General features: G+C 48.4%; 12 protein-coding genes and 1 pseudogene. 12 read left to right on the top strand and 1 reads right to left on the bottom strand.

Features of this window, described 5'->3' with window-relative positions; translation table 11 throughout:
* Positions 1–462: 462 nt before the first annotated feature.
* The 7 genes and pseudogenes from INT32_RS22335 to INT32_RS22120 all read left to right on the top strand — a co-directional run bounded on the left by INT32_RS22335 (position 463) and on the right by INT32_RS22120 (position 7,779).
* Positions 463–702 carry a helix-turn-helix domain-containing protein gene (locus INT32_RS22335; protein WP_193087951.1) on the top strand — a complete coding sequence of 80 codons (240 nt, stop codon included), beginning with the start codon at positions 463–465 and terminating at the stop codon, positions 700–702.
* A 252-nt stretch (positions 703–954) separates the two neighbouring features.
* Positions 955–1,674, top strand: coding sequence for a TnsA endonuclease N-terminal domain-containing protein (locus INT32_RS06690; RefSeq protein WP_193087952.1), 720 nt, complete (start codon positions 955–957; stop codon positions 1,672–1,674).
* Positions 1,637–3,619, top strand: a complete 1,983-nt coding sequence (locus INT32_RS06695; protein WP_193087953.1) for a Mu transposase C-terminal domain-containing protein — start codon at positions 1,637–1,639, stop codon at positions 3,617–3,619. Before INT32_RS06690 ends, INT32_RS06695 begins: the two co-directional genes overlap by 38 nt.
* Complete coding sequence (locus INT32_RS06700) at positions 3,616–4,557, top strand: TniB family NTP-binding protein (RefSeq protein ID WP_193087954.1); 942 nt, start codon at positions 3,616–3,618, stop codon at positions 4,555–4,557. The genes INT32_RS06695 and INT32_RS06700 overlap by 4 nt, the downstream gene beginning before the upstream one ends.
* On the top strand, positions 4,554–5,993 hold the full coding sequence (locus INT32_RS06705; RefSeq protein WP_193087955.1) for a TniQ family protein: 1,440 nt from the start codon (positions 4,554–4,556) through the stop codon (positions 5,991–5,993). The genes INT32_RS06700 and INT32_RS06705 overlap by 4 nt, the downstream gene beginning before the upstream one ends.
* A pseudogene (locus INT32_RS22340) lies at positions 5,980–6,351 on the top strand (TniQ family protein); the annotation flags it as partial. The gene INT32_RS06705 and the pseudogene INT32_RS22340, both read left to right, overlap by 14 nt.
* Before the next feature lie 315 nt (positions 6,352–6,666).
* Positions 6,667–7,779, top strand: a complete 1,113-nt coding sequence (locus tag INT32_RS22120; RefSeq protein ID WP_226816689.1) for a helix-turn-helix domain-containing protein — start codon at positions 6,667–6,669, stop codon at positions 7,777–7,779.
* A 167-nt stretch (positions 7,780–7,946) separates the two neighbouring features.
* Here the strand turns inward: INT32_RS22120 and INT32_RS06715 are convergent, their stop codons facing one another.
* Positions 7,947–8,390 (bottom strand): hypothetical protein, encoded by a 444-nt coding sequence (locus tag INT32_RS06715; protein ID WP_193087957.1) that lies wholly within the window; start codon positions 8,388–8,390, stop codon positions 7,947–7,949.
* Positions 8,391–8,563: 173 nt separating this feature from the next.
* Here INT32_RS06715 and INT32_RS06720 point away from each other — a divergent pair, with 173 nt between their 5' ends.
* The 5 genes from INT32_RS06720 to INT32_RS06740 all read left to right on the top strand — a co-directional run bounded on the left by INT32_RS06720 (position 8,564) and on the right by INT32_RS06740 (position 16,456).
* Positions 8,564–9,523: a hypothetical protein gene (locus INT32_RS06720; protein WP_193087958.1), complete on the top strand. Its 960-nt coding sequence runs from the start codon at positions 8,564–8,566 to the stop codon at positions 9,521–9,523.
* An 87-nt stretch (positions 9,524–9,610) separates the two neighbouring features.
* Positions 9,611–10,108, top strand: a complete 498-nt coding sequence (locus tag INT32_RS06725; RefSeq protein WP_193087959.1) for a hypothetical protein — start codon at positions 9,611–9,613, stop codon at positions 10,106–10,108.
* 238 nt (positions 10,109–10,346) lie between these two features.
* Entirely contained in the window at positions 10,347–13,088 is a 2,742-nt protein-coding gene (locus INT32_RS06730) for a DNA methyltransferase (RefSeq protein WP_193087960.1), read from the top strand.
* A gap of 2 nt (positions 13,089–13,090) precedes the next feature.
* Positions 13,091–15,136: a DEAD/DEAH box helicase gene (locus INT32_RS06735; RefSeq protein ID WP_193087961.1), complete on the top strand. Its 2,046-nt coding sequence runs from the start codon at positions 13,091–13,093 to the stop codon at positions 15,134–15,136.
* 9 nt (positions 15,137–15,145) lie between these two features.
* Entirely contained in the window at positions 15,146–16,456 is a 1,311-nt protein-coding gene (locus INT32_RS06740) for a GIY-YIG nuclease family protein (protein ID WP_193087962.1), read from the top strand.
* Positions 16,457–16,696: the final 240 nt, after the last annotated feature.

Here is a 16,696-nt window from a genome sequence, read left to right on the forward strand (position 1 = left end):
AGTGAAAAATTCTCACAATTAATGAAAACTCATTCTCATAATTAGTGAAAAAAATTTGTAGCTATACAGATTGCCAAACAGGCTCCGATGTTTTATCGGAGCCTGTTTTAATTGTGCGGAGGTTCGGGAGGTTAATCACCGACAGACGATTAATTGGGACCGCTGCGAGACTGGAATGAATGATGGCTCATTTGATGGCGAGAAATAATAAGTATCAAATTAAATATTTCGTCGTGTTTTTCTGTCTTATGGAGCTTGATTTTAGTCGAATTAAAAAGAGTTGATTTTATACTTTAACTATATGATTAATAATAAGAAATTATAAAATATTCAATATATGCTATGAGTTAATTTAATTCATATTAACTATTGATTGATTTTTGTCGATAGTTTCTAACTTGTACTCCTAGCCTATATTCATTAGACTAAAAATATACAAAATTCAATGGGGCGGTCGGGTACATGGATGCGATCGAACTGAACTATCGATTGAAACGTGCGGGGCACACTCAGGTGAGCTTGGCACGTGAATTGGGTGTGACTCGTGGAGTCGTCAATGATGTCGTTCATGGCCGCAAATCGGCTTTTCGGGTAGCGACCCGTGTCGCTGACGCCGTTGGAGTTGACGTTGACGTACTCTGGCCAGGTCGTTATCGGCAAGAATCGTTAAGCCACCACCCAATTAACAATCGAGCTCAATAAAAGGAGAATGTGCGACAGAAATAAAAAAACCGAACAACTTTTACGCTGCTCGGCTTTTGTCTTAACTGAATGAATATTACGTCTTCGCAAGCATAGTATTCCTTCTTTTGAGGGCTTAAGTCAAGCCGTTTCCCCCTAAAACGTAACAATTTTTACCTTGCGCCCAAGAGCCGGGTGGGCACGTTCGCGCCTCCACCCATCTTGCTGGGGATAGGTACAGGGGATTCTTTTGCCTAAAAAAGGAGTATTAACGTGGTTCAAAACAACCCAAATCGATCTGCAAACACCCCACACGTCGACCGTGCGCGTACGGTTATCACGCGATCAGGGGCCATTGTGCGTGGAAAATTTCCCAGCAGGAAAAACCAGCGCATGATTCATTACGAGGGCCTCTTGGAGTTGGCGGCCTGCTACATGTTCGAAATGTCACCGAATATCATTGTGTATCGTGAACAACCGCTGAAAATCCAGTACGCAGACGGAGATCGGCTGCGCCGATATACCCCTGATTTCAAAGTGACGCTCAAGACTGGTGAAATAGTACTTGTAGAGATCAAGCATTCGGCGTTTCTAGCTCGTGCAGAGATACGCCACAAATATCGTCAAATTTCAGCTCACATGCAACGCATAGCTCAGGCGTATTGCATTGTTACGGACACTACTATTCGACAGGAACCGCGACTTAGCTCGTTGCGCTATGTCTTTGGACAATTAACAAGACAAATACCCACCCAAGTTCAATTGGACAGCGTCGCATCGGATCTTGCATCTCATCCCGTGTTTCTGAAGAACGCTAGCATTCAGGAAGTTAACTCGCTGTTGAAGCCGTACGGTGTTTCCGTATTTGACCTACTTGCGAGTGGTCATCTTGTTTGCGATTTAACACAACCAGTACAGGAATCTACTCAGACTTTCATTAACAAGGAGAACCACCATGAATGGTTTCGGATTTCAGAAGAATTGTCGATTTGAGCGGGATGGCATGGCTTATCTGGTGATGAGAATAAATCCTGATAAGAGCATCGTTGCAGAGCGCATCAGCGATGGACAAGTCAGCTGCTGGGCTAGTGATGAGTTACTTAAAGCGTTTACTGAAGGCACTTTGACGTTTTTAGATCCAGTCTCAAATGGTGAATCAGGGTCGCACTATCAACGTCCTATAACTGATTTGAATGATGATATTCGGAGTGAGCTAGAGCGACGGATAGCTTACGTATCAGCGGTACGGGAAGTGGCGCCTAGTGTACATACGCTAGGTACATTTACACCGATAGTTAATGCTGTGGCCCAAAGGATAGGAGATCCACGGCCTCCGTCATTCACAACACTCTACAAGTGGGTAAGTAAAGTCACGCTATATGGCGAATTTAGGGCGTTGATTCCTCGGTATGATCGTCGAGGTCCACGCCATTCTCGTCAAGATCCACGGATCATTGAGTTATTCGAGGAATCAGTGCAAAGCGCATTTTCCCAAAGTCCGCAAGCAACTATAGGAAAGGTGATCGACAAGGTCAGAACGCTTGTAACACAAGAGAATGCATTGCGCCCTGAGTCCTGCCGATACAAGATTCCTAGCCAGGCAACATGTTATCGGATGTTTGCGCTGTTAGATCAGTATGAACAGACGGTTTTGCGTGAAGGAAAAAGAATCGCGATGCGAAAATTCAAATTGGCTGGCGCAGGAGCTGTATCGACACGCATACTGGAGCGAGTGGAAATTGATCACACACCTCTTGATCTATTTCTCATCGATGAAGAGACTTCGTTACCACTTGGTAGACCGACGCTGACTATAGTTCTAGATCACAATAGCCGCATGCCCCTAGGTTATCACCTGGGGTTTAACGCTCCGTCGACAGCGGCTGTTCTAGCCGCGCTTCGCCACGCGATTCTTCCAAAGGAAAAGCATAAATCCACCATTGGGCTAGAGATACATGGAGACTGGCCATGCTACGGAATACCAGAGAGCATAGTGGTTGATAACGGACTGGAATTTCATGGAAAAGCATTAGAGCAGGTGGCATTTAATTTGGGAATTCAGATTCAATTTTGCCCGAAAAAAGAGCCGCAGTTTAAAGGTGTCGTTGAGCGCTATCTAAAAACCATCAACTATTCATTTGTGCACATGCTTCCAGGGACATCGTATGCTAAGTATTACCAGCGTGGAGACTATGACCCACAGGAGCACGCGGTATTGACACTCAGAGAGTTTCGAGAGCTCTTCGAAAAATGGATTATCGATGTGTATGCGAAAACAATTCATCGATCTCTCAATACTACACCGTTGGAAAAGTGGAATAGTAGTGCTAAATCCTATACGCCCAGGCTACCAAGATCACTCGGTCAACTCACTGCTGAGATGGCTATGCCATGCAAAAGGAGACTGCGACATGACGGGATCATGCTGCTAGGATTGCATTACAGCCATGACGACTTGGCCCCCATTCTTCGCCGGTTCGGACCAGGTGTGCCGGTAACGGTCACTTACGATCCGAACGATCTGGGCACAATTCGCGTTTTTGATCCAGATTCAAATGAAAAATCTTATTTTGCGTATGCAAAAAACTTTGAATACGCCAACGGGTTGACACTCGATCAGCACCGGCTTATCAGACGCGAGCTGATTCGCCAGGGGCTGTCTGTAAATGACTCAATAGCGTTGTCGCTAATCAAGCAGGAGATTCGAGACAAAGTCCAGGAACTTTCACTCAGTAAAAAACATTCTAAGCGGCGTTACGCGGCGCGACTTCGAGGGGCGCAAAAAGAAGCCACAGCGAATAAGGTCTCCAGGCCGCGTCATCACAAGAATAGCAGGCAAACAGTCAATATATCGCACTTTCTGGGTAAACCTCTATCTGGTCAGCAGGAGCGATCTCCACTTCCCACCTTCAAAATGCGCAAACCGAGGATAGTATGATGGATCGAAAACAGTTCTTTAACGCTCTGCAGGCCTTTGATACCGAGTATGTCAATTTTGCTGCTTTCGGCCATATCATCAAGGAAATGGAAACGGCGCTGGATCTTTATCGACAGACCGGGTTGGTCAGAAATCTTCTAATAACCGGTGAAAGTGGTTGTGGGAAAACGAGCCTTGCTCGATCATTTCAAATGAGCTATCCCAGAGAGCATCTCTTGGAGCAAACGATAACGCCGGTACTTCTTGTTGAGGTTCCGTCACTTGGCACAATCGGTGCCTTGGCTCGAGCAATACTGTCTGCACTGGGCGACCCTTACCCAGAGAAAGGGCGAGTCGTAGATCAAACCGCTCGTATTGTAGTTTTACTGCGAAGTTGCAAAACCCAAATGATCATCCTCGATGAAGCACAGCACGTTTATGATCGTGGACAGCGTAAAACTCAGTATGCGACGGCCGATTGGCTCAAAACCCTTATAAACGCGATAGAGATCCCCGTTGTTCTGCTAGGAATCCCAAGACTCGAAAACCTTCTGCAAGTGAACGTCCAGCTTCGCAGGCGCTTTGCGGCACCGATCGAGCTGTCACTAGGTAGTCCTGATAGCCTTGGATTCCTGGATGCCAATTTTGATGTAATAAATGCGCTAATACCGGTATTACCGCTACCTCTGTCGCTCAGAGCAACGAGTGCGGAGGATTTGACGCGCCGCGTCTACTACGCAACTGACGGTCGTGTGGGATATCTCAAGCGACTTTTGGCGGCTGCGTTAGAGGTTGCATGGGAGAACGGCGAGAGTGAGATAGGTGTAGGCGCGTTGGCTGATGCGTTTACGCGTATATGGCGGGGCGGCGTAAGCAAGCTCAACCCATTCAGTCAAGAGTTTGTTTACAGGAGGCTGGACCGGTCAGGTGAGCCTTTTGCGGGGGACAGACAGGCATGAAAAGAGCGATCAACCTTCATGATTTCCCGTGCCGTCCTCGACGTTTCGAAAGTGAAAGTCTCGTGGGCTACCTCTACCGTCTGATGTCCGCAAATGGTCATCACATTTCGGCTGGAGGTCACTACAGAGAGGTCCGTCTCTTATATGCATGGGATTTGGCGCATTCCAAAGAGATTTTGCGAGAATTAGCGTTATTCATTGACGAACCGTCATATCAAGCTGATCGGTTTTGGGATGAACGCTCGCTTTTGCTGCAGTCGAATCTTAAACCTCGGAGCCTTAGTTTTCCGAAACTGAGGGCGAATAGCCCATGGTTTTGTATAGCATGTATGAGGGAACATGCGTTTCATCGGGAATACTGGGTCATGCCTCTGGCCAGGACGTGTCCCGTACACGGATTATTCTTGACGGCTTGTTGTGGTGTGTGCAACGCTGTGCTGCAATGGAGTACGTTGAGAGATGACTGGAAGTGTTCTCGTGGCCACACGATCTACGACGCGCAATCAATACCAGCGACAAAACCTTCCATTCCTCGCGATCAACTTGTTGCAACGCACACCCATTTTGGTCTTGAAAATAAAGTAATTTCATCATTTGACCAGTACCGCAGGGATGCAACCATCCATGAGATTTATATCGCTTATTACTGGGTTTTAAGCCCTGGACGAGTCGATGATGAATGGGGGCTCAAATCGGCCCCAGGTGAGCCCAAGGCCGAAGGACCCACACTCTCTGGTCTGAAGAGCGCCTTCGACTGCCCTGCCACGCTCTCCTATGCGTTTGTTCGTTGGGCCTATTTGTGGCGCATCATTATGAGCCCTTTGGGCAGGCATGTACCCATTCCTATATCCTTACTAAATCATGTGGTCAGACGAAGGCCGCCTAGTGCTGATGCCCCTTCTAAGGCTAAGTCGTCAAAACGTGAAAAACGTCGCTCTTCATCCAGGACTATTGAGTTTTTATACGAGCATCGGGTATTGCAGTTGCGGCGCATACTCGTATATTTGAATGATCAGGTTCCGAGTTCCATTGGGCTATCGGCGCTACACCAATTTAATCGCTGGTGGCCAGAAACCGTCTTGGAAGCACGAAAATTCGGACTTATGTGCCGAGGTAATGCTGGTGTTTCGTGTAAGCACACTCTATGTAATGTTAAGGATTCAAACACGCAGGTCCAGATTGAAATTACCGTGACAACCCTGTTGGATCGTTTGCTATTTTGCGCGTGCATGCTGTTCACCGCCAATGATCTCAAGCGATTCTGGGCCTGCTTTATCTTGCCCCGTTCGTTACCGGGTTCGTCTCGCAGAACCGCCCATAAGCGACTGGCGGCCTATCTCATGACGCGCCCGTTGGACGAACTGAGCAACTGGAACACTCAGATCGAAGCGGATCTGCAGCAGCTTCATCAGGGGTTTTGTGATGAACTCACATAACCCGGTACTGCTACGTCAGCCCGATGGGTGCTTTCTATCCAGACCAAGGCCCGTGCAAGAAGAGTTGTTGGTCGCCTATCTCTACCGGACGTTACGTGCTAATGGTCATGAATCCTTGCTCGGCATGGTTGATGGGAGATCCGACTCGATAGATGTCAAGCGGGAATTTTTGATCCGTCATCTACGTCTATCGACCGAAGAGTGGAAACGGCTTATCGATCCTGGCTATGCTATTTCACAAATAAAAGGGGATAGAAAGCTATTTCTGACGCCTCATATCCGATGGTGTCCCCAATGTGTAGAGGAGTCTCCGATTTTGCTTGGCCGGTGGCTGTACCGCACTACGGTTGTCTGCACGCAACATAGGGCGTTTATGCGAGATGAATGTCCGCATTGTCACTCATTGCAGAAAATACAGCGATTTACCCGAACATGCTACACGTGCGGAACTTGCCTTTCCAAGCCCGTTAATGATAAGGTTCCCAAGCCTCTCATTCAACTACAGATCCAGCTAGACAATGCACTAAGGAATGGCCAGCCTAATCCATTTTTATTCAAGCTGCGATATCACCAGGCTGCAAAGTTGGTGCACTATCTAGGCGTCCTGGCGTGCAGTGCTCATCGAGGCGGCATACAGGAGAGAGCTTCGTCACGCAGAGTGCAAAACGATTGCATGCTGATGGAGGCGGCGTCTACCATCGTCAAGAACTGGCCAGACAGCTTCATTACTTTATTGGCATTGAAGCAGGCTGACCCAACGACCAATAGTGTGCGCAATGATTTTGGGAATCTTTATTCGGTTTTGTACCGATCTCTGAAAGAGGAGGAGTTCCAGTTTCTTAGAGATTCCTTTGAAGGCTATGTTAATTCCCACTGGACAGGCATCCTCACGAAGAAGAATCGTTTTTTTTCCGAACATACGCGTCACAGTCATCCGCGCATGACGATCAAAAAAGCGGCACGTCTGATGGAGACCACTCCGGCGTTACTGAGGCGCAAGAGCGCGGAACTACAGGGAAGTGAGATTATGTTCCGGTCGGGGCGTCGGTTACGTACGATTGGAACAACCCAGTCAAGCCGATTGAAGGGAACGACATTAATGCAAGCTGCTCGAATATTGCACCTTCCAGAAAGACGTGTTCGAATGATGCTTACTGCAGGAGTACTTCAAGCTGAAATCTCGCCGCTAATATTCTCGGCAGCGGCATGGTTTATATCGGAAGAACGGTTGCAGGCATTATTTTTTCGTCCAACAGGGCAGCCTAAAGAAGTCGGAGTGTCGTTATACCGGCTATGCAGGTATGGGCGGCTAAGCGAGACTGAATTCATCGAGCTTGTAAGGGTGTTGATTTCACAAGGCCTTGATGTCGTCAATGCGTCAAAAGACCCGATACCCCTCGGGCTAGCGGAAGTCAGGCGAATCGATCTAAGACGTTGGCTCCTGACATTGCGGGCGCGTAAGGGCAGCTCCGTGTCCGTCGATGAGGCAGCGAAAGCTCTCGGAGTTAAGCAGCAGGTGGCGTATCAACTTGTGCATAGCGGTCTGCTACGGAGCTATCGAGCGCCAGACCATGCAGATCTACGCGTACGCGATGTGGACTTGAAAACTTTTCGGCAAGAATACGTCTCACTGGCCGCATTGGCTCGAAACAACAAGACTTCACCGAAGGCGTTGTTAACCAGGATGTTGTGCTCCCCTGTAACAGGGCCCTCGGTGGATGGAGGGCGACAATATTTTTACCGGATTGCCGATTTACCGTTCTGTGGGCATGACATAGAGTTTTAGCATAGCGATTTTGATAATGAATTACGATGACTTGAATCTATAAGGTATGTCAGCGGTCCGTTTCGATTCCGCTGAAACGCTGAAGGCCGTACTAGGGTTGTCCTCAGCTACGTAATCAAAGCACCGCTGGCCCTCCTCACCATGTGGTAGCTGCTGTATGCCCATGCTCAGCCTTTCATACGCTGACGTAGCTCCTTGGCTTTTGCTGCAAACTTGGCTTTCACTTTCTCATGAGCAATGCTACGGCGCGGGTCATCTATTGACGCCTGAACTTGTTCTCTGAACCATGTGTCATGATCAGTCGCTTCGTGTGCCATTTTCAACGCTTCAATCTGGTCTGTTCTTTTTGCTCTGCTGGTACTGTCCTGCTCAAAATTAGCTGCGTCTACCTCGAATTGAGTCAGTCCAATGTCTTTAAAATAAGATACCAGAGTTTCAAATCGGCGCCACACCCGCACTACGCTAATGTTTCGTGTGGCAAGCGGGTACTTGTGCGCCCCATCGTTGACCATAACTGTCCAGCCGCCAGCCTGACCAATGACATGAACACCGTGAACAACGCCAGTCTCGACCATTTTTGATAAAGTTGTGTCATCTATACATTCGGACATGTTTGACCTCGCATTTCACAATCAATTCCAATTGCTTTGAGAAACTACCTTTAGAATATAATAATTGCAGAGCATACAGGGCACTAATTGATAAATGTCGAAATATGTTGCTCGTGTAAGTTTGTGTTACTTATGTGGCATAATGAGACAAGATAAGTGATGAGACAAGAAGAATGAAGAAACAGGAACGATTGGTATTCTTTTATGACCTGGTTATAGAGGCGTATAGCCGTACGTTCGATGCTCCACAAACTATTTCAGTAAAAAAAGCTATTGAATTAATGGAGCGAGTCGATAGGGAGCAGTGGATTAAGGAGCAGGCAAAAGGACGAGAACGCCTCTATGTTTCTGATTATCATCATGATGGGAACACGGTCAGCTTTCTTATTAATAAATCAGATACTGAGATCTCTGATCCTGTATTCACTATCCCCAATGCGAAACAACGACGAGTAGTTGCAAAAGTAGAGCAAGAGGGACAGGACTTTTCAGTCCATGCAATAATACGTTTGGCTGACGATGAGCTGGAGCCCGCGTTGGTGCTGATTGAGCATTGTAACGGTCTTGGCTTCGTCAACATACAACGCCTGTTGAATCAAATCCTTCAAGATGCGACAAAGGTTGTGCCACTGGAGTTTGAGCAAAATCATCCTGACGGAGCGCTCGATAGTAAAGGTAGGCCCAAAAAAATAAATGTCAAATTTAAGACCAGATTTGATGGACATGTGTCTAATGAGCTGAAAAAAGACCTCAATGAAGGAAAGGTTCAGTCGATTGAACTTATCACAGAGCGGCAAAAATTTACCCCTTTTGATGAGGACGGCTATATAAAGGAGAAATGCAAAACGCTCGTGCTCACGCTCAAGGATGAAGAGCATCCAATTCTTGACAAATACAGCAGGATAGTTGGTGTAGTTAAGAAAAATCGTGATACTTATGACAAGGCACGGATTAAATTTAAGTCGCCAGAGGGGCTTGAGCGTACTGTAGAAATGAATAGTGACGAGGGGCTGGAAAAAGCGTATGTCAAACGAGCACGTTTAGATGGTTTTCAATCCGATCTTTCATCTTCGTACGAGAAGTTTGAAGTTGCAATTTTAGAAAAAATGAAAGCACTTCTTGTAGAGGACTGACCAAATATGTTTAGGCACCTCCTTCGTCCTTTCTCATACCTGTTCATTGAACATCGACTTAAGTGGAAGGTAGATTGGCTGTACCCAATGGTTCTCGCAATTTTGTCTGCGGGAACGATAGTAATCCTAAAACATTGGGGGCAAGTGCCTATATATGAAAGCAGTGGACTAATTGAGAAGATTCTCGGATTTGTTCAAGTGTTGCCTGGTTTTTATATTGCAGCGCTTGCTGCAATTGCGACGTTCAATAAGCTGGACATTGATAAAACCATGCCCGCTCCTGCACCGAAGATTGACGTTATAGTTAACGGGACAAGTGTACCCATTGAGTTAACCAGACGGCGTTTCCTCTGCTCCATGTTTGCGTTTTTGACAGCAGAGAGCTTCATCTTGATCGTGTTGGCAATATTCGCACTTATTGCACATAGTCCGATAAAGGGGTTGTTGCCTGATAACGTTCATTTTGCAAGCTCAATGGGATTTTTATTCGCTTTTATGCTGTTGTTTTGGCAAATGGTCTTAGCCACATTTTGGGGATTATTTTATTTAGGAGATAGGCTCCATCAGCCTGACGCCAAAGCTTAAGTAGTTCAGCTTGAATCGGCGGGTTTGCTAGATTCAATCATTCCAGATGCGCGACGCTTATACCCTGTAGCGCAAATTAACCGCCGGTAACAGCGGTTTTGGCTGCTGTTCAAATGTCACTATTAATTTAGTTTCATATTATAAATAGCGTAATTGATTGTAAGGTTAAGTAGAATCTGGGGGATACGGCTCAATTCACTAAGAACAGCGAACGATCGGCACAAGGAGCAATTTTAAAATGGCAATCAGCCAAGCAAGGATTATCGAATCGCTGGAGCGTGCTTGCTCCAATCTCCACCCTGACGAGTTTATCTTTTCCTTTCTCGATGCTTACGGTTTTCCTAAAAGCACGATCACCCGACTGCGCAATGGTGGCGACAGCCGGAATGTGGCGCAAGGCGATGACATCGGGTTGAAGAAGAAACTCTATTTTCGCGTGGTTCCTGCTGGTCAGGACGTTAGCGCCGAGGCAGACTCACTGAAAGAGAGTGATCTGATCTCCCGCAACGATATTCGGTTTATAATCGTCACCGACTTTGAGACTCTCGTGGCCTTCGATATGAAGGCCGAAGAGCGCCTTGAGACCACTCTGGATGAGCTAGACAAGAAGTATTCGTTCTTCTTGCCCCTAGCAGGCTATGAAAAAGCTGTGATGCACTCGGACCATCCCGCCGACCTGAAAGCCTCTGAGAAGATGGGCCAGTTGTTCGATCTCATCCGTGAGCGCAACGAATTGACGAAGCCGAAAGACATTCACGCGCTAAATGTGTTCCTGACTCGTCTACTATTCTGCTTTTATGCCGAGGACACCGGGATTTTTGATGATCGACAGATGACATCAACGCTTCAGGCCTGCACCAAGGAGGACGGCTCCGATGTGGATCAGTTTTTCACCGACCTGTTCGCCGTTCTGAATCTGAGTGATGACACGCCCGAACGTAAACGCATGCCCAGCCACTTTCAGGCGTTTAAGTATGTGAACGGTGGCCTGTTCCGTGATGACGAGCCGATCCCTGAATTCGGCCGCAAAGCGCGTCGCATTCTGCTGGATTGCGGCTTGCTCAACTGGTCAGAGATCAATCCCGACATCTTTGGTTCGATGTTCCAGGCTGTGATCGATGAAGGGCAGCGCGGCAACCTGGGACAGCATTACACCTCCGTGTCGAACATCATGAAGGTGATTCAGCCGCTGTTCCTCGATCCGCTTCATACCGAGTTGGAGAAGTCCCGTAATAACGAGAAAAAGCTGAAGGCACTCCTTCTGCGCCTACAGAGCCTGCGGATATTCGACCCAGCCTGCGGATCTGGCAACTTCCTGATCATTGCCTACAAAGAGCTGCGCAAATTGGAAATGCAAGTCATTAATGCCCTTAACGCGACGGGCGCACAGTCAGTCATGTACTACTCGGGTATCAAGCTGACGCAATTTTACGGCATTGAAATTGATGACTTTGCCCACGAGGTCGCCAGCCTTTCGCTCTGGCTTGCAGAGCACCAGATGAATATGGCTTTCAACGCTCAGTTTGGCTATGCAGAAGCCGCTCTTCCGCTGCGGGACGGCGGCAACGTGGTGTGTGGCAACAGCCTGCGTCTGGATTGGGAAGAGGTGTGCCCACCGACCGATGAGCATGGCAATCTCTATGAAATCTATATCTGCGGGAATCCGCCATTTTTGGGTACGACAGAGCGAAGCGCCGAGCAATCGGCTGATATGAAGCATGTATTCTCCAGCTTCGAGTCTATCGGCTATTTGGACATTGTGGCTGCGTGGTTCTGGAAAGGTGCAAATTACATAAAAGATCGAAGAGCAAGATGTGCATTTGTATCGACTAGCTCAATCTGCCAAGGTGACCAAACCTCATTGCTATGGCCGTTCATATTTAACCTTGGAATTTCGATTGGTTTCTGCTACAAAACTTTCCCCTGGAGTAATAACGCAAAGGGTAAAGCCGCAGTTCATGTTGTCATCATTGGATTGAAGAACGCGAGCGACACAGAAACCAGGCCTCAGATATTTGAGGTCGCTAAGGACCAGGCCATCATATCAGAGGTTGAAATGATTGGTCCTTACTTAGTGCCAGGCTCTAGGTTGACGATTACTCCTCGTACAAGGCCAATCTGCCCCGTGAACGGGATGATTAGAGGGAGTCAGCCTACAGATGGTGGAAATCTTTATCTCACAAATCATGAACGGGATTTATTCATCGAAAAGTATCCGCAGCACTCACACTGGGTTCGTAGAGTTGTGGGGGCAAGCGAATATATCAATGGTCGAGAGCGCTGGTGTCTGTGGCTTGCTGACATACCATTGGCGGAAGCCATACGTGTTCCAGAGGTAGCAGAGCGGTGTGAAAAAGTTAGAGCGCTTAGAGTGAAGGCTGGACATGCAGCGGCATTGAAAGGCGCTGAAAGTCCCCATACATTTCTCCAAGTCGCACAACCCAAAGAGGGCCATTACATCCTCGTCCCAGCGTTTACCTCCGAACGTAGATCCTATGTTCCTATTGGGTTCATGGATGTCGATGTTATTACTAACAACAAAAACTACATCGTCCCTAACGGCACTCTCTACGAGTTCGGCATTCTTACCTCTGAAATGCATATGGACTGGATGAGAACTGTATGCGGCCGCCTGGAAAGTCGCTATGGATACTCGACAACAATTGTCTACAACACATTTCCCTGGCCGGATGCTTCCGAAACAAAGCGCAAGCATATCGAATCCCTGGCTGAGGAAGTGCTATTGATCCGTGAGGACTACCCGGATCAGTCACTGGGCGATCTATACGACCCGAACAAAATGCCTATACCGCTTCTGGAGGCGCACAAGGCGCTGGACCGTGCCGTTGAGGCCCTTTATCGCGACCGCCCCTTCCGTGACGTCTCCGAGCGCCTAGAGCATTTGTTCGCTCGCTATGAAAAGCTGATTGCCGAAGAGAAGGCGAAAGCACCTGCCAAGAAAGCCAAAGGGAGAAAATGACCATGGCCAACCTGTTGACCGTCAGCTACAAGCAAACCGGCAAAAGCGCGAACCTGGATGACATGGGCATGCGTGAGATGCAGGCTCGTGCCTATAAGTCGCGAAATGCCCAATACCTGCTGCTGAAAGCGCCGCCGGCCTCCGGCAAGTCTCGAGCTCTGATGTTTCTTGGCCTGGACAAGCTCCACAACCAAGGTCTGAAGAAAGTGATTGTCGCTGTTCCAGAAATGACGATCGGTGGTTCTTTCCAGGATGTTAAGCTCACCAATAGCGGTTTTTTTGCGGATTGGGCGGTACAGCCAAGATACAATCTTTGCATACCGGGCGGCGAGGCCGGAAAGGTCAACACCTTCATTCGCTTCCTATCAGATCCTGATGCCAACACGTTAGTCTGCACCCATGCAACGTTGCGCTTCGCATACGAGAAAATAAGTCCAACCGACTTCAACGGGACGCTGCTGGCGATTGACGAGTTTCACCACACTTCAGCAGATGGTGAGAATCGACTTGGCAGCTTGATTGATGGCGTCATGGCCGGGTCCAATGCGCACATCATCGCGATGACAGGCTCCTACTTCCGTGGCGATGCAGTCCCGATTCTTCTTCCCGAAGATGAAGAAAAATTCACCCAAGTTACATATTCCTACTACGAACAGTTGACTGGTTACCAGTACCTGAAATCGTTGGGCATTGGCTACCATTTCTACACCGGGCGGTATCTTGATGCTCTGCATGAAGTGCTGGACACCTCGAAAAAGACCATCGTTCATATTCCAAACGTGAATTCGGTTGAATCCACCAAGGACAAGTATTCCGAGATTGACCATATTCTCGATGTCATTGGTGAAGTCCTCGCCAAAGACATGAAGACCGGTATCATCACAGTTAAGGACAAGAGTGGTCGCTTATTGAAGGTGGCCGACCTCGTTGATGACAACCCACTTCGGATTGAGGTTCAGAACTATCTGCGAAATGTATCGAAAGCCGAGGACATAGATATCATCATCGCCCTAGGCATGGCCAAGGAGGGCTTTGACTGGCCGTGGTGCGAGCACGTTCTGACTATTGGATACCGCTCTTCGTTGACGGAAATTGTTCAGATCATCGGACGAGCAACCCGCGATTGCGAGGGGAAACCGCACGCTCAGTTCACCAACTTGATTGCGCAGCCAGATGCCGAAGATGACGATGTGAAGGTGTCGGTTAATAACATGCTCAAGGCCATCACGGTGTCTCTACTGATGGAGCAGGTGTTGGCCCCCGCTGTAAGTTTCAAGCCTCGTTCTCGCTTGCTGCCCGGTGAAACGGTAGCGCCTGGCACGGTGATCATTGAGGATACGACCGCGCCAGTTTCCGAAACAGTGATTAAAGCGTTGGAAAACATGGATAATATTAAGGCGGCTATCCTCCAAAAGCCTGAGGTTATCGCCCCTGCCGTGACCGGTGATCCAGACCCTCAGGTGCTGGAAATGGTGGAAATCCCGAAGATCATTGAGAAGATGTACCCAGATCTGGAGCCCAGCGAGGTGCTAACCGTCTCTGAAGCGGTCCATGCATCAATGGGTATTCAGTCTACCGGCGGTTTGTTTGACGAATCGGAACTGCCGGATGGAGCTGAAATCATGATCCCTCCAGGCGTTGAAAAGGCAGACGCTTCTGACCCCAAGCATGCATCAAAGGGAGAGGGCGGGAACCCGAAACCCAATCGTAAGTTTGTCCTGATTGGTAACAAGTTCGTCAACATCGAGCATTTGAACGTGGACTTGATTCGCCAGATAAACCCCTTCCAGGGAGCGTATGAGATCCTTTCAAAGGCAGTCACCCCTGCTGTCCTGAAATCCATTCAGGATGTGGTGGTCGGCATGCGTTCTCGAATGTCCGACGAAGAGGCCGTTGTTCTATGGCCTCGGATCAATGAGTTTCGAAGGGACAAAGGCCGTGAACCGTCCGTGACTTCAGGTGACGCCTATGAGCGGCGACTGGCCGATGCGTTGGCATACATCAAGCGCAAGGCGCAAGAACGCAAAGCGCAGTTGCAGGAATCATAAGGAGAACGTATGCCACCCATTCGTCACGATAGGGGAAAGGCCGCAGATCGGCCTTCGCTGGATGACATCTTCAACGGCCTGGACGAGTTCGGTTTGCTTGATGTTCAGGCCAAGCGCGCCGGGAGAAATGCGCCGCTTGAAGTCACAAGCTTCGAGGAGATCAGCACTTTCGTGGATCAGCACGGGCGACTGCCTTGTTATGACGGCGATTTGTCGGAAAAATTGCTGGCCAGAAGGCTGACGAGCTACCAGGGAAACCGTAACCTTCATGTAACCCTGGTGCCCTACGACCGGCATGGCTTAATTCGAGTAGCGGAAAGCGTGCCAGAGGAGGCCAGTGACTCGACCTTTGTCCTAGCAGTGCCAAGTCCATCCGCCTACGAGAACACAGCTGGTCCTGTTGGCACTGTGACCGATTCCGAAAATGCCACTTCACTCGACGATATTTTTGCGAGTGCGGAGTTTAGCGAGATTAATCAGGGTGACCAGAGTATTTTCGACATAAAGCATGTGCCTGCGGTGGCCGATAGGGAGTTACCTGATGAAATTGCGCAGCGAAAAGTCTGCCAAGATTTCTACGAGTTTGAGCACCTTTTCCGTGATCTGCATCAAGGGCTGAAGACTGGAAACGTCAAAACCATACGTTTTCAACAGTCTTCACAAGTGCAAGAAGGTGATGCATTCATCATGGAGGGTGTTTTATGCCTGATCGATAAGATAGGCGAACATCGCCTGGATAGCACAGGCAGATATGATCCCAGGCTGAGGGTTGTTTTTGAAAATGGAACGGAATCGAATCACCTGCTGCAATCGTTGGCAAAACGGCTGTTCGCGGACGAAACCGGGCGTCGCATCGTGCGTGATGCAGAATCTATTGTGGATACCTTCAACAACATATCTCACAAGGATAAAAGAGCTGGGCAGATCTATTTCGTAACGACACTTAGCGAAAACCCCACTCTGAAGGCTATCCCGAATCTGATCAAGATCGGCTACACTGAGCAAACTGTAGAAGAGCGGACCAAAAACGCTGTGCGTGACATTGCGTTTCTCGAGTCCCCCGTAAAGATCCTGGCCTCCATCGAGTGTTACAACCTAAACCCCAACAGATTCGAGAGTCTAATCCACGGGTTCCTGCATGCACAGCGCTTGAAAATGACGCTGACAGGAAAGGATGGCAAAGCCTATAACCCCAGGGAATGGTTTTCTGTCCCTCTGGATACAGCAAGAGAAGTAGTGAAAAAAATCATTGACGGCAGTATTACTCAATATCGAATGGATAACACCACCTGTCGGTTAGTGAAGAAGACAACGAGCTGATAGAGTAAACCCTGATCGAAGCGTGCTGACCGGGCCAAATTTGCCCGCTAGGTAATCTTTATGCCCGCGGTTCAATTGGTTGTAATGCAGGTCGCTCTCCGGCAAACCGTGCCAACGGGATGCCCAAATGCAAGAGTTCCCGCACAAGTTGATGCTTCTCTTGATTGGAGAAATGCAGCCGAGGCAGGTAGCGACAGCTCTGGCTGGCAATTAATGTGGTGCTGCTCATAGATCCCCATC

This window comes from Advenella sp. FME57, from assembly GCF_014897675.1.
Classification (GTDB): domain Bacteria; phylum Pseudomonadota; class Gammaproteobacteria; order Burkholderiales; family Burkholderiaceae_B; genus Advenella.